The organism is Desulfobulbus rhabdoformis (assembly GCF_016919065.1).
GTDB classification, from domain to species: Bacteria; Desulfobacterota; Desulfobulbia; order Desulfobulbales; family Desulfobulbaceae; genus Desulfobulbus; species Desulfobulbus rhabdoformis.
The window spans coordinates 1-14,676 of record NZ_JAFFQA010000069.1 but is presented as its reverse complement, the minus strand read 5'-3'; the positions used below and the strand labels follow the sequence as shown (position 1 = coordinate 14,676).

Here is a 14,676-nt window from a genome sequence, read left to right as displayed (position 1 = left end):
TATGGTAATCTTTTCCATCCGTGCGATATCTCTCTTGCGTGTTTTTACGATGGTTGTAATTTGATTCGCCATGACGCCTCCTTGTAAGTTACTGTTTTTCTTACAAAAAGGCGAAAATCGCTAACTCATTAATATGTCAAGATAAATTTAGATTTACCCGATAATTTTTATAAAAGTTTACGAAAGCTGAATACATTTTGTCTGCTATTACTGGGTTTGCGGCTGCACCGGGAATTGCTGTAGTGAAATCTTTTTCCTTCAATTAGCAAATTGCGGACTGGAGTTTTTCTAAAAGTGAAATGATTGCAGGGGCTGCGTCGTTCTCGAGGTTGGCTCCTGTTCTTTCTGTTTCCTTCCATCGAGTTATGTAGTCCACCTTCATGTCCGGATTACTTGCTTCAATATTCACAGGTACCCCATTGGAGTATTCAACTTGCCAATATGCAGGTGTTCTTAGTAGCATAGATTCTTCTGTAGATATCAGATTGTTATTCCTCAGTTCATCTGCAACATGGTGCATTTCGTTATGAGAAATGTTATGAAAATTGTAATCATTTCTTTTGAAAAAATTTTCCAGTCTATTTTCTTGATTATTCAAACCAGATAAGCCTTCCAATATATCACGGAAATTTTTTCCAGATGGAGAGGTGTTTGCTGTTTTGCATGATCCTGAAGAAAAAGGAATAGTAGATGATATTTGCATGTTACCTCTCCTTGTTTGTTGGCCTCAAAAGAGTCCTCGGAACGTCTGCAACCTTTATTTTCGGTCATGGATACGGTTCTTGGTAGGGTGCCGACCTGCTTGCCACCTCACCTTCTTTTACTATCGTACTATAACTTTGTTGACTTTAGAAAAAAGCAAAGAGGCGGCTAAACGAGTTTAAAAACAGGCATATCCTTGTCCGCCAATTTAGCCCTATTCTTAGGGCACGGGAAATTCGGCAAGCAGTTGATGTCTTGTGTAACTATTAAATTTAATAGTATTTTTTGTGAATTGTCACAGGTAAGAGGATCTTACGCGCTTTGTTTCAATCTTGCGCCTTTGTTTAACTTCTGGAACAGTCGGGCACGCGGGATTTTTTACCCAGCCAACAGAAACAAACATGCAATCACCGTAAAGATAACCCCCGCCAGATCGGCTGTTAAGGCTGCTGCCATGGCGTGGCGTATGCGTTTCACTTGCACCGCGCCAAAATAGACTGCCAGCACGTAGAAGGTAGTCTCGGTCGAGCCTTGCAGGGTAGAGATTAAGACGCCAGTGTAGCTGTCCGGGCCGATGGCCGGATCCTGGATCAGTGAGGCGAGCACTGCGTAGGCACCCGATCCAGATAGAGGTCGCAACAGGGCCATGGGCAGGGCCTCGGCAGGGAGTCCCAGCGGTGTGGTGAACTGACCAAGAAATCCCACCAGTAGGTCAAGGGCACCGCTTGCGCGCAGCATACCAACCGCGACCAGGATGACCACCATATAGGGGATAATGCGCAGGGCCACCTGAAAGCCTTCCCGGCCGCCCTCCACCATCGTCTCGTAGACCGGTACGCGGCGCGCGGCGCCAAAGCCCAAAAAGAAAACCATCAATCCGGGGATAATCCAAGGAGAGATAGCCTGTCCGTAAAGAATTGCCAGGGGCACCAGGCCTGCCAGACAGGCCATGGCAATGAGGCTCACCCAGAGCGGATAGGGTGACTCAGCCTCGTTGAAGTCGCTGGTGTCATTGTTTTCTTTATGTGCAATCTCGGTAGGATCAAGTGGCGGTGGGGCAGGGGAGAAGCGGCTGTAGAGTTTGGCGGCAAGAATTGCCACCGTGGTAGAGCCGATGGTCGCGCAGAGCGTGGTCGGCAGGATTGCCGCCGGATCCATAGATCCCGCTGCCGCACGCAGGGCGATAACCCCAGTGGGCAACAGAGTTACCGATGAGGTGTTGATTGCGAGAAATTGGACCATGGCGTTGGTGGCCGTACCCGGTCTGCTGTTGAGCTTTTCTAGCTCCTGCATGGCCCGAATGCCAAAAGGGGTGGCTGCGTTCCCAAGGCCTAGGGCATTGGCGGAGAGGTTTAGAATCATTGCCCCCATGGCCGGATGCTCGGAAGGGACTTCGGGAAACAGCCGAACCATCAAAGGACGGATCAGACGGGCCACAATGCGCAACATGCCACCGGCCTCGGCCACTTTCATCAACCCCATGAATAACGTCATCACACCTACCAGGCCAATGGCCAGATCGACGGCGCCACCGGCCGCATCGATCATGGCCTTGGAGAGCAGTTCCATGGGAGCTGCAGCATCACCTGCCGGTACCCATATTAACTGGTGCCACCCGGCAAAAACAAAGGCCACGCTCACCATGACCAGAAGGATACCGTTCATTGCATCTCCTTGTTATTCATCGCGGTAGCGCAGGGTCAGTTCATGGTAGGCGTCAATACGCCGATCCCGCAGATAGGGCCAGATACGACGTACATCCTCACTGCGTTTGCGGTCCAGTTCCGCCACCAGCACCTGCTCATTTGTGGTATCCGCCTCTGCAATAAGCTCCCCCTGGCAGCCTGCCACAAAACTATTCCCCCAAAACTGAGCGCCCGCGCTTACCCCGCTTGGGTCGGGTTCAAAACCAACCCGGTTGACGCTGATAACCGGGATGCCATTGGCCACGGCGTGCGAGCGCTGAATGGTGATCCAGGCCTCACGCTGGCGGCGTTGTTCGTCTTCGGGATCCTGCGGATCATTGCCAATGGCTGTGGGGTAGATCAGGATCTCAGCCCCGGCCATGGCCATGAGGCGGGCCGCCTCGGGGTACCATTGATCCCAGCAGATCAACACTCCCAGGCGTCCCAACGAAGTATTGATGGGGGTAAACCCAATATCACCGGGGGTGAAATAGAATTTTTCGTAGTAACCGGGGTCATCCGGAATATGCATCTTGCGGTAGCGTCCGGCAAGAGAGCCGTCACGCTCCAGGACAACAGCGGTGTTGTGGTACAATCCAGGAGCGCGCCGCTCAAAAAGTGAGATAACGATCACTATATCCAGTTCTCGGGCCAGTGCACCAAAGTACTCGGTTGCAGGACCAGGAATGGGTTCAGCCAGATCAAAGCAGGATGTATCTTCACTTTGGCAGAAGTAGGGCCCGCAATGCAGTTCCTGCAAGACGACGAGCTGCGCTCCCTTCTGTTTGGCCTCACGGATCCCCTGGTCGCTTTTCTCAAGATTGACTGCTCGATCATTTGAGCAGCGCTGTTGCACCAGACCAACGGTCAGTGTGTTCATGCAAGAACTCCTTGGGGCAGTTGCATGGTCACGCAGTGAAGCGAGCCATGCTGAAGAATCAAGGGGCGGCAATCAATTCCGATGATTTCGCGTTCCGGAAAGACGGTTGCAATGGTCGTAAGCGCAACCTGATCCTGGGGATCGTCATAGATGGGCACCAGTACCGCCCCGTTTATGATCAGAAAGTTTGCATAGGTAGCTGGCAACTTGTGCCCGTCTGGATGGTAACAGGGACGCGGCCAGGGCAGGGGGACAAGCCGGTAAGACTGCCCGGTTACAGTCTTCAGCTCCTGAAGCTCTGCTTCCATTTGTTGGAGAGCACGGTAATGGGGATCTCCCTGATCGGAGCAGCGTACATAGACGATGGTGTCTTGCGGACAAATTCGGGCCAGGGTGTCGATATGAGAGTCGGTATCATCGCCTGCGAGGAAACCGTGGTTGAGCCAGTGGAATCGGGACACTCCCAGGTGGTGGGCAAGCGCCCCCTCAAGCTGGCCTTTATCCAGATGCGGGTTGCGATTAGGGTTAAGGAGGCACTCGCTGGTAGTCAGCAGTGTGCCTGCGCCATCGGATTCAATGCTGCCCCCTTCAAGTATAAGCCCGGGAACCTGCAGGGGGGTGGTGCCCCAAACACCACAACTAGCCAGGCGAGAGGTTACCTGATTATCCAAATCAGCAGCAAATTTGAGGCCCCAACCATTGAAACCAAAATCAAGGAGAAGCGGTTTTTGGTCTTGCAGGACCGTTATCGGGCCAAAATCGCGGGCCCAGGTGTCATTGGTTGGCAACGCAATCAGAGAGATTCGCGAAAGGTCAATGCCTGCCCCAAGAAGCTGATCCTGTACCGGCCCAATTTCAGGGGCAACGAGAACAACTGCTTCAAAGCGGCTGATTGTCCGAATAATGTCAAGAAAGACCTGCTGTACTTCATCAAGATGGTCTTTCCAGTCTGTTTGGGGATGGGGCCAGGAAAGCAGGACCCCATCCTGGGGTTCCCATTCGGCTGGTAGGCGTCGTTGCATCATAGATTCTTCAAGGAAGGCTATTTGAATCCTGGAACTGTGAGCATCCGACTTCACGGATCCAGGTGAATGAAAGCTCCCTATTCTATCTTATTGCCACCTCCTTGTAAATGGATTGGAATAGGTTGAAAGAAAGGAGCTAAAACCAGAATCAGTCTCGGTGATTATTGCTAACCTCTTTAATCTAAACCAGCTTTTTTTGAGTAAGTCCTTTTCATTCTCTGATTTGTGGTTGACTCAACCAGGCCTGTTCGGTAGTCTGAACAGGAATAATTCTCATCGAATTGAGGGCTTAACGCGGTGAACTCCCTCTGCATCCGTGCTATCCCATTCCCCCCCCCATAATGAACCCAGGAGCGCCATGAAGAAACAACTCCTTGATCTGCTTATCTGTCCTAACTGTTTACCTGGAGAATATTCGCTTGTTGCCGATATTATAGAACAACAAGACGGTGATATTCACACCGGAGCACTGAAATGCCCCCAGTGCGCCTCTCTGTTTCCCATAATCGATGGCCTGGCTCTGCTTGATCCGCAAACCAGTGAGGATGAGCGCCAAACCAATAAATATGAGAGCGAAGAGGTGGTTTCTTCCTATCTCTGGAGTCATTTCAGTGATCTGCTTGATGATGAAAACGGATCCCAGGCCTATACAACCTGGGCAGGAGTGATGCGACCCCAGGCTGGCATTTCTCTGGATGCCGGTGGTGCGGTGGGGCGATTTACCTTTGAGATGAGTAGCAAATGTGATTTTTCTATCGGCTTGGATACCTCTCAGGCCTTTATCCGGGCGGCTCGCCAACTGATGCAGGAGCGCTCCATGGTGGTCTCGTTAAAAGACGAGGGCATGCTGAGAAAAGAAACCGTGATTCGTCTCCCCGATGACTGGCGTAGTGATCGGGTTGAGTTTATCGTTGCCAATGCCCTAGCCCTGCCGTTTCGGAAAAAAACCTTTAATATGTTCACCTCGCTGAATCTGGTCGACAAGGTGCCTTCTCCCATGACCCATCTGCAGGAAATGAACCGGGTTACCCGAGATACCAATGCGCAATTTATGCTTTCTGACCCGTTTTCCTGGTCCACTGAGGCCGCGCCTAAAGATGCCTGGCTGGGAGGGAAAACCGAAGGGGATTTTGCAGGTAAGGGGCTGGCAAATGTGGCGACAATGCTCGCCAAGAAACAGGGGGAACTCGCTCCTTCCTGGCAGGTGGACGATCCGGGGCATGTCTGGTGGAAGATCCGCACCCATTCCAATCATTACGAGCTTATCCGTAGCTGTTTTATTCATGCCAAGCGCTAAGAGGTTTTTATGATGACCGATACTGTCTGTCGATTCTGCTCTTCCTGCTGTCCGGTAGAGGCGGAAGTTGAAAACAATCGCCTTGTTGGTGCCCGGCGCAAATCCTTTCTTGATCCGGATAAGCGGCTCTCCTGTGCCAAACTGGCTGCGGCAGCCGAAATTGTCTATTCCCCCCAACGGTTGCTTAAGCCACTTATCAAAAAAGAAGATGGAGCCGGCTTTCGTGAGGCCGAATGGGATGAGGCGCTGGGGCTCGTTGCCGAGAAATTTCAGCAGCATAAGAAAGAAAATGGTGCGCAGTCCATCGGGTGGCTCAGAGGGATGGCCGCTGATTGGGGGGCTCCCTGGGATTACCCCAACCGCCTCATGAACAGCTTTGGCAGCCCCAATACCATCGGCAACGGTTCCATCTGTTTTGTAGCCCGTGATTTTGCCCATAGCTACGTCTACGGGTCCATGGCCTTCCCTGAGGCTAAGGGGGCGAAATGCATCATCATCTGGGGCAAAAATGATGGCAACACCGCCTTGGGGGCAGCAGAGGGAATCCATTGGGCCAAGGAGCACGGTGCCCATCTGGTGGTGATTGATCCGGTCGAAACGGCTCTGGCCCGTAAGGCGGATACCTGGTTGCAGATCAAGCCCGGTCATGACGGACTTTTAGCCATGGCCATGATCAACGAAATCATCGGCAATGGGCTGTACGATGCCGAATTTGTAGAAACATATTGTCAGGGCTTTGATGAGCTCAAACAGGTGGCGGCCAAGTATCCCGCTGAGGAGGTTGCAGAGCAGATTTGGCTGACGCCTCAGCAGATTAGGGATCTGGCGCACCTCTACGCGACCACCAAACCGGCGGCCATTGTCGATGGCAACGGCCTGGATATGCACCGTGAGGTTTTTGATACCACTCGCGCCATAGCCATGCTCAGAGCCCTGACCGGGAACCTGGATAAACCGGGCAGTGATGTTCTGCCGCAACCAGTGCCGGCTCGCAATATTCAGCTGGCCGATCGTCTGCCTGCAGATGCTCAGCCTATTACCAGTGAGTTTGCCTTGTTTAACACCTTCTCCGAGACCTGGGGGAATCAGGTCCAGGGCTGTGTGGTAGATGCTATTCTCAATGAAAAGCCCTACCCGCTGAAGATGGTGGTGGTCCAGTCGGGTAATCCCCTGGTGACCATGGCCGATTCGAGCCGGACTCGCGAGGCCTTTTCCAAGCTGGAAACCCTGGTGGTGATCGACATGTTCATGACCGAGACTGCCAAGCTTGCCGATGTGATCCTGCCTGCCTCCAGCTGCTTTGAAAAGACTCAGCTCAATCGTTCCTCGATTCGCAATAATCCTCTATTTTTGCAGGATGCGGTGATAGAGCCGATTGGGGACTCCTGGCCGGACTGGAAGATCGTTTTTGAATTGGGCAGGCGCTTGGGGCTTGCAGAGGAATTTCCCTGGCAGAGCGCTGAAGAGGCTATCGATTACCAGTTGGAACCCGCAGGTGTCAGTGTGGCAGATCTCCGGAAAAACGGTAAAGGACTGCGTATCGAGGAGCTACGCTATGAAAAATATCGGGATCAGCCCTTTAAAACACCTTCAGGGAAGATTGAGCTGTTTTCCGAACGGTTGCATGCCGCTGGATTTCCCGGGGTTCCTTTTGCAGACGGCTTCGGGCCCAGCCCCATCAGTTTTGCGAGCCAAAGCGTGGAATATCCGTTGTTGGGGGTGAGCGGTAGCCGTGATATTCGTTTTACCAACTCCCAGTACCGGACAATCCCCTCCCTATTGAACGGTGGTGCAGGTGCGGTGGTGGATATTCACCCCGAAGATGCAATGGCCCAGGGATTTTCTGAGGGGGATCGTATCGGTATTGAAACCCCGAAAGGTTTCATTGAAATGACAGCCCGGCTTTCAAAGACCGTTCGGCCAGGGATGGTCCGGCTTGCCTGGGGGTGGGGCGATTATGATCAAAAGGCCAACCTCAATAGCCTGACAGAGGATGATATCCGTGGTGCCGTCAGCGGCACCTCGACCAGCCGCAGTTTTATGTGCCGTTTACGCAGGATGTAAAGAGACAGAAATTTCCTTTGAGATATTCCAACTCTTCCAAATTTGCATGAGCAATTTTCTCGTACACCTTTGACGATGTGGTCTCAGCCATTCGAGAGAAGCCCCATAAAAAAAGCTCCCTCAAAGGGAGCTTTTTTTATGGGGCTTCTCTATATGATTAATGGGTTAGCTTTGAGCCCTCTTCGTTAAATGCAGAGCCCCAAGAGGCCTTGTAGGTGTCAAAGAGCGACAAGGCCAGATTGTGCAGAGACGGGGCCAGGCAGTACTCGCGCATAAAGAGTTCTGCTTCTATGCCTCCAAGGCTCAGAGCTGCTTTCATATCATCCTCAGCATCTTTTTTTCGCTGCAGAGCCTTGTAGAGAAGGCTTCTGGCCACCAAGGTCTCGCTACGCCCTGGGTTGAAGCGTTTGGCAACGGTGAGATCTTCCAGGGCTGTGCGCAACTCACCCCGGTTAAACCGTGCCATCCCTCGAAGAAAAAGAAGAGAATCGTTTTTGGGATCATGCTCCAATGCCTTGGTAAACTCAGTTGTTGCCTCGGCAAAATCACTGTTTTTAAAATAGGCGAGCCCCAGTGGTAGATGCACTTTGCTCGGATCCATACCCGACTCAAGTGCTTTGCCAAACCCCATAATACTTTGGCCATATTCGCCGCGAAGAAAATGACGCTGTCCATGGAGGAATCCTTCATTGTGCGTCATGGTTGTACCTCCGTGCTTCACGCAAAAGGAGGAAGGAAACGAAACCTTTTGCAAGAATGAGAAACGTTCTTGTTTCCTTTTGCAAAACATATAAGCATCGGAGATGAGCGTTGCAAGTATAGAAGGTTTCTATCATCTGAACCCGTGCCCCGCTTTCACTGATCCCGGTATCAGATCAGAGGCAGCGAGTCCAACCGATGCTCCACATACAATGACCGCAGGGCACATGATTGCCGTAGCAGTCGTGGATATCAAGCATGTTGGGGTTCACCAAATCAGGGCAGGGGCCGGATGAACAGGACCAGCAGGGGGCATAGTCGGAACCGGATGCTTCCTGGCGAAAGAGAGTGTAACGACGATCCTCCCATATCTCCTGGAGTGATTGCTTGGCAAGATTACCAAAAGGGCGGGAATGGATCTGGACATCGCCTTGGTTGACCATGCAGCTGTACGTATGCCAGAGGAAATGGCAGGGCATGACATCACCGTTGGTGGTAATGAAAGCTGCCTTCTCTTCCATAAACGGGCAGGAGCGCTTGTCGTTGCTGGGGGCCTGAAGCGGGGGCAGGTTTAAACGAATACCTCTTTCATTTGCAAGCTGCTTGGCCTCTTCCCAGAGTTGTACGAGCTCAGGACGAGCATTTTTTCTTTGCTTGAGCAGGTTGTCGAAATGGAGCTTAATATCCCTCTCCCGTGCCTCCAATTGCATATTGGCACCCAGGTCAAGGAGTTGCCTGTCTTCATTGCTCCGATTGAATCGTAGGCGAAGCCTGGGCAAGGAGGCAAGGTTCAATCCGTTGTCTTCAGCCTGCTGGGACCATTTGGCAAAGAGGGCAGTTGCCTCTAGGGAATTTGGCGTAAAGAGCGTCTCCTCTTTCAACTGTCCGTCATAGGAGAAGAGGTGACTGGCGATGATGTAATCAACCCCACGTGCATGGGCCCAATCAATTATTTGAGGGAGTTGTTGTTGGTTGCTCTCTCGAAGAACAATCTCTATGCCCAGGCTGATTGACCTCTTGCAGCTGTTGCCCGCCTCCTGCAGATAGCCTATGGCTCGCTCTACCGGGCTGGCCTGATGCTCACCTCCCTGCGCTGGCTGGAGGCTGTCCACAGATAAACAGACTGTATCGAGCCCTGCTGCCACCAGTATCCTGGTTTTTTTCTGGGTAAAGAGTAAGCCATTACTTTGAAAACCAATACTTCCATTGTGTGGCATCGCTTCTCTGGCCAGCGCAATCATCGTGGCTAATTGAGGATGGAGCAGCGGCTCTCCGATACCGTTGAGAACCAGAAAATCAACCTGAGCAAGGGAAGGGATCAGGCGGTGAAATAGCTTGAGATCGAAATCCCCCTCTTCAATACAGCTCCCTTGAGCATACTTCATACACATCTTGCATCGCAGGTTGCAGCGAGTCGTGGTTTCTATATAGAGTTTGCGGGGGGCGGAAGGCAAAAGATCAGTGCTTTTCTTTACTGCGTTCATACAGACAAACGGTGCTCACAAATGGGCCTGAATCCGTGATGGCCGGCGCTCACGGATTCAGGATAGAAAAAGGGAGAGAGTTAGAGTTCAGTCGAACCAATCTACCCCAACCACTGCTCCACTTCATCCTGTTTCGGTATCCGACCCACACATTTTACCTCGCCGTTAATCACCACCGCAGGCGTAGAAAAGACACCCATCTTTGCCATTTCTTGAAAATCTTTAACTTTTTCAATAGCCGCGCCCACACCTTTTGCTGTGACTGCTGCTTCGACAACCTGCTGGGCCTTTTCACAGGAGGCGCAGCCAGGACCGCATATTTTGATAATCATGGTCATTATCCTATATTAAATTATGAAATTAAAGAGATAGCCGGTAAAGACTATCCCGCTTGCGACCACACCAATAAACACGGCAATGAGTCGCATTTTAAGCACCTTACGCAAAATTATCACCTCCGGCAGGGAGAGGGCGATAACACTCATCATGAATGCAAGCACTGTCCCCAGGGCCGCTCCCTTCCCTAAAAGTGCCTCCACAATGGGAACAATACCGGCCGCATTAGAGTACATGGGCACACCAAAAACAACCGCTGCCGGAACAGACCACCAACTGCTTTCTCCCATTATTTTTGCCATGAAATTTTCGGGTACATAACCGTGAATGATGGCGCCAATTGCAATGCCGGCGATAACATAGAGCCAGACTTTACCAACGATATCGCGTACCGCCTCCCAGCCCATACGAAAACGATCCGGCCAGTTCAGGTGTTGCTCCAGAACGATGGCTTCACCAGAACGCATTTGCTGGACCCAGTCTTCCATCCACCCTTCAAGGTGGAGGCGTCCAATGATCCATCCGGCAACCATGGCTATCAGAAGCCCGGTGACCAGGTAGAGAGCAGCTACCTTCCAACCAAGCAGGCCATAGAGTAGGATCAGGGCGATCTCATTAACCATGGGGGCCGCAATGAGAAAGGAGAAGGTCACGCCCAGCGGAACTCCAGCCTGAACAAAACCAAGAAAAAGCGGGATTGCCGAGCAGGAACAAAAGGGGGTGACTATCCCTAACAGCGCGGCCATAGCGTTGCCTGTGGTCTCCCGTTTACCAGCCAGATATTTTCGGGTTCGCTCCTGGGTGAAAAAGGAGCGGACAATGCCAACAGCAAAAACAATGAGGGTGAGCAGTAGGATGACTTTTGGGCTGTCATAGACGAAAAATTCTATAGTACTGCCCAGGTGACTGCTGGGATCAAGGCTGAAGAGGGTTGTGGTCACAAAGTGGGCAAAGGGCTTGAGGTGGGAATAAAGATAAAACCAGATCCCTAAACCAAGAGGTGCGGCAACGCAACATTTTACCCAAAAAAGACGAGTAGGAGAATTGTTGTTGTTCGATGGTGTTGTATTGCAGGCGCAAGAGCCTCCAAAGGGTTGTATCGGTTCCATGGTCTCTTTGTTGTTAAGTGCTGGGGGAAGATGCCTTTAAGGTGGCCACCTTGAGACAGGCAGCCGCAGGCAGTGCTGCAATCATCTGACACAACTCAGGATCATCATTCAGCCAGCCCCGCAGTTGGGCAAGCATGGTTTGCACATAGGGAGAGTCAGTCTCCTGATTTTGCGAGTAGATCATCCAGGTGCCCTGACGTTCTTTGCTGACAAGTCCTGCATCTTCAAGAATTTTCATATGGCTGGATACCGTGGGTTGGGCCAGTCCCAAAACCTCACGGATTTCACAGACACAGAGCGAACGTCCTTCAAGCAGTTTCATAACCCGGACCCGATTGACATCAGAAAGGGCTTTGGTAAGACGGAGGAAATTTTTCATAAAGATTGTTTTCTATATTTCTATATTGATATTTATCGATATATACGGCGTTGAACTCAACCTGTCAACATATGATCTCGAAAAAGAGCACCAAAGGTTGCTTTCCCCTGAAGGGGGAACTTGTCCTCAGGTAGTGCATACTGTAAAAAGCACTGTTTCACACCTGGTCATCAGGCCGGTGTTTTTTGTTTTTAGGGTGTCTTGAATGATTTGATTTTTCAATCAAGGCCAAGGATTGCGCAAAATTTTACCGCAGGCATATAATTAATATTCCGAGGATAAAATTTTAAGCATGACGAGGTAAGCGCCAGACTCCGCGGGATTGGCAGAAAAAGCAATTATTCAAGATTCCCTTTAGTTCAAAAGAGTCTGAGGGAACAAAAGTATAACTGGCTGGGGAGTTCAGGACAAAAGCTGGCTCCCAATTCAGGGGCCGTTTGGCAATGGTATGGTTTTACAGAAATGTTTGTTTCCTGTGGTGGAGAGAAGAATGAAAGATAATCAACGTTACCTCTGGATTGGCCGCGGCGGCAACCCCGTTGATGAGGATGGAAAAGGGGTGGAGATCCCTTCAGGATGGGGCTTCCTTCCCGCAGGCGATGCAGGGCTGACTCGAAAGGTCACAGCCAAAAAACAGTTTTGGCGACTGCAGGTGAAAAAAGGTCGACGGGTCATGTCCAAAGGAATCTGGGCACCACAAACAACCATTGACCAAGCTCGTGAAGAGGTTGAGGTTCAACGGAACAGTCTGAAATACCAACATCGCCTTGATAGCGAGCGGCGCCGCAGAGAAGCCAAACAGGCAGTTTATGCGCAGGAATTTTTGGAGGCTGTCCGGGCTTATCTCCATTTTGCTTCCTGCTACCAGCAAGTCGAACAGGCTATGGCCGAGGCTATAACTAACCATGCGGTCCCCGTGGGAAGTGGAACCGTGGCCCGGACTACCCAAATTCCGTTGGAAGAACGAGCTTCTCGGGCAGTTATTGCCTGGATGCGGCATCAGACTACAGCCTATGACGGCATGGTGATCTCACGAATCAAAGGAGAGCGAAGACGGGTGCGGAGGATGCTCGCTCTTCGTTCAAAAGAGCTGTTAAGCGCGTACAGGGAAGGGCGGCCGCATGATAGACACTGTCCTTTGCAGCGGGCGCTTAGGAAACAATCCCCGACCGATGACGGTTCATCGACCGGGGAGATAGAAGGGACATCTGTTAAATTTTGAAGGCTCCCACAATTTTATTGAGTTCTTGGGCCAGTCTCAGCATCTCGTCCGCACTTTGCCTTGAGTTTTCGCTGCTGGAAGATATTTCCGCATTGGCGTTGTTGACCTCAGCGACATCATGGGCAATGGTTTCGGAGACCATGGAGGTCTGGCTGACATTTTCGTTCACTTCCTGCAAGCCCATGCTCGCCTGTTCGATGTTTTTGGCGATTTCTTCAGTTGCGACCGATTGTTCCGTAACCGCTGAAGCAATGGAGGCGACCAATTCGCTGACCTTATCGATCACATCAGTGATTTCCTGGACTGTTTCTCCGGTTGTCCCCTGAACCCCGGCGATCTGGGCTTTAATGTCCTGGGTTGCGACGGCAGTTTGTTTTGCCAGTTCTTTGATTTCATTGGCAACAACCGCAAATCCCTTGCCTGCCTCACCTGCTCGAGCTGCCTCGATGGTGGCGTTTAGAGCCAGAAGATTGGTCTGCTCCGAAATTTCAGTGATAGCCTCCGTGACCTTGTTAATGGCCAAAGCGGCCTCACCAAGGTTGGTCATTTTCGAGGACGCCGCTTCAGCCCTGCTGACAGCCTGCTCTGAGATTATTCTTGCCTGTTCGGCGTTATGGGCAATCTCGTTGATAGTCGCATGCATCTCTTCAGCCGCACTGGCCACCATGGCTGTATTGGTGGAAGATTCCTCCATCGCCGCTGCCACGCTGCTGAGGTTGCCGTTCATCTGTTCCGTATTTCTGGCAACCTCCGCACTACGCTGGGAGCTATCGACAGCACTGGCTGACATATTGCGGGCGATTTGGGCCATGGAATGAGATGCTTCTTCCACCTGTTGACTATTGGTGACAACAGCATCGATAATACCGTGAAGTTTCTCGATAAAGAGATTAAATCCATTGGCTAGGGCACCAATTTCGTCGTTGGATGTTATCTCTAGGCGATGGGTGAGATTTCCTTCGCCTTGGGAGATATCTTCAAAACTATGCGCAATCTGGTTGATCCCGCGGACGATTCCGTAAGCCACAACCAGGATTATGGTGATGATAACGATAAAAAAGAGGGAGGCGGTCAGGACCATCTTGATAAGCGAGTTGGTTACCTGAGAACCTATTGTCGTGTGCAAGGAAGCAATAAAAGTTTCAATATTGTCGATATATATACCAGTTCCGATCCACATGTCGGTACCTGGAATCATTTCTGCGTAGCCCAGTTTCGGGGTGTCCTGACCCGAGGGCGGTTTGGGGAAAATATACTGCACAAATCCTCCCCCGCTGGTGGCCTGCTGCATCAGTTCACGAACAAAATAGACGCCATGTTTATCTTTAGCGCCAGCAAGGTCTTTCCCCTGTTTTTGTTTGGCCGGTGGTAAGGCGACCACGGTTGTCTTGTTGTAAACGAAGTAATAGCCGGAGCGGTCATCTTCAAAGCGAATGTCATCGACCAACTCACGAATGCGTTGCACCCGGGCATCCTCGCCCTGGATGGATGCAATGGCATGGCCGATTGTAACGGCTATACTATGTGTTGCCACCTGCAGTTTGGCTTTCTGATCTTCCAGCATAACAGCCTGGGTTTTTTCTATTCCTATATCCCGGATCAGAAAACTGTTGGATATGGCAAACCAGAGGAGAATGGAAAATAGGATCATGATCGATGCCACAACGGATGGTTTCGTAAAAAGTTTTTGTGTTTAACTGGCTAATTTTACAAAATAAAATTTATTTTCTAAGTTGAGAAAATCTTCGACAAATGTTAATATTGCTTCGTAGATTCAATATGATACGAGGCGCT

General features: G+C 51.0%; 13 protein-coding genes. 3 read left to right on the top strand and 10 right to left on the bottom strand.

All coding sequences use genetic code 11. The annotated features are described in order from the left end of the window. Positions 1-262: 262 nt before the first annotated feature. From JWJ90_RS21330 to JWJ90_RS21315, 4 genes are all read right to left on the bottom strand, one after another. Positions 263-703, bottom strand: coding sequence for a hypothetical protein (locus JWJ90_RS21330; protein WP_205229245.1), 441 nt, complete (start codon positions 701-703; stop codon positions 263-265). A 377-nt stretch (positions 704-1,080) separates the two neighbouring features. After that, on the bottom strand, positions 1,081-2,367 hold the full coding sequence (locus tag JWJ90_RS21325; protein WP_205229244.1) for a nucleoside recognition domain-containing protein: 1,287 nt from the start codon (positions 2,365-2,367) through the stop codon (positions 1,081-1,083). Positions 2,368-2,379: 12 nt separating this feature from the next. Then, positions 2,380-3,267 (bottom strand): carbon-nitrogen hydrolase, encoded by an 888-nt coding sequence (locus tag JWJ90_RS21320; protein ID WP_275889158.1) that lies wholly within the window; start codon positions 3,265-3,267, stop codon positions 2,380-2,382. After that, positions 3,264-4,289: an agmatine deiminase family protein gene (locus tag JWJ90_RS21315; RefSeq protein ID WP_205229246.1), complete on the bottom strand. Its 1,026-nt coding sequence runs from the start codon at positions 4,287-4,289 to the stop codon at positions 3,264-3,266. Before JWJ90_RS21315 ends, JWJ90_RS21320 begins: the two co-directional genes overlap by 4 nt. Before the next feature lie 361 nt (positions 4,290-4,650). On the opposite strand from JWJ90_RS21315, the gene JWJ90_RS21310 reads away from it, so the two are divergent. After that, on the top strand, positions 4,651-5,589 hold the full coding sequence (locus JWJ90_RS21310; protein WP_205229243.1) for a methyltransferase domain-containing protein: 939 nt from the start codon (positions 4,651-4,653) through the stop codon (positions 5,587-5,589). A 9-nt stretch (positions 5,590-5,598) separates the two neighbouring features. Continuing rightward, complete coding sequence (locus JWJ90_RS21305; protein ID WP_205229242.1) at positions 5,599-7,653, top strand: molybdopterin-containing oxidoreductase family protein; 2,055 nt, start codon at positions 5,599-5,601, stop codon at positions 7,651-7,653. A gap of 157 nt (positions 7,654-7,810) precedes the next feature. Here the strand turns inward: JWJ90_RS21305 and JWJ90_RS21300 are convergent, their stop codons facing one another. The 5 genes from JWJ90_RS21300 to JWJ90_RS21280 form a co-directional block, all read right to left on the bottom strand. Continuing rightward, the gene (locus JWJ90_RS21300; RefSeq protein ID WP_205229241.1) at positions 7,811-8,353 is read right to left on the bottom strand and encodes a tetratricopeptide repeat protein; all 543 of its coding nucleotides are present in this window, start codon (positions 8,351-8,353) and stop codon (positions 7,811-7,813) included. Between the two features lie 175 nt (positions 8,354-8,528). Continuing rightward, a complete protein-coding gene (locus JWJ90_RS21295; RefSeq protein WP_205229240.1) occupies positions 8,529-9,836 on the bottom strand; it encodes a radical SAM/SPASM family putative metalloenzyme maturase in 1,308 nt (435 codons plus the stop codon). A 101-nt stretch (positions 9,837-9,937) separates the two neighbouring features. Beyond that, the gene (locus tag JWJ90_RS21290; protein ID WP_205229239.1) at positions 9,938-10,168 is read right to left on the bottom strand and encodes a thioredoxin family protein; all 231 of its coding nucleotides are present in this window, start codon (positions 10,166-10,168) and stop codon (positions 9,938-9,940) included. Between the two features lie 15 nt (positions 10,169-10,183). Beyond that, positions 10,184-11,281: a permease gene (locus JWJ90_RS21285; protein ID WP_205229238.1), complete on the bottom strand. Its 1,098-nt coding sequence runs from the start codon at positions 11,279-11,281 to the stop codon at positions 10,184-10,186. Between the two features lie 13 nt (positions 11,282-11,294). Then, positions 11,295-11,660, bottom strand: a complete 366-nt coding sequence (locus JWJ90_RS21280) for an ArsR/SmtB family transcription factor (RefSeq protein WP_205229237.1) — start codon at positions 11,658-11,660, stop codon at positions 11,295-11,297. 490 nt (positions 11,661-12,150) lie between these two features. Between JWJ90_RS21280 and JWJ90_RS21275 the strand changes: the two genes are divergently transcribed. Then, positions 12,151-12,882, top strand: a complete 732-nt coding sequence (locus tag JWJ90_RS21275) for a DUF2293 domain-containing protein (protein WP_205229236.1) — start codon at positions 12,151-12,153, stop codon at positions 12,880-12,882. Here JWJ90_RS21275 and JWJ90_RS21270 read toward each other — a convergent pair. Next, positions 12,872-14,533 carry a methyl-accepting chemotaxis protein gene (locus JWJ90_RS21270; RefSeq protein ID WP_205229235.1) on the bottom strand — a complete coding sequence of 554 codons (1,662 nt, stop codon included), beginning with the start codon at positions 14,531-14,533 and terminating at the stop codon, positions 12,872-12,874. The two genes, JWJ90_RS21275 and JWJ90_RS21270, sit on opposite strands and share 11 nt — an antisense overlap. Positions 14,534-14,676: the final 143 nt, after the last annotated feature.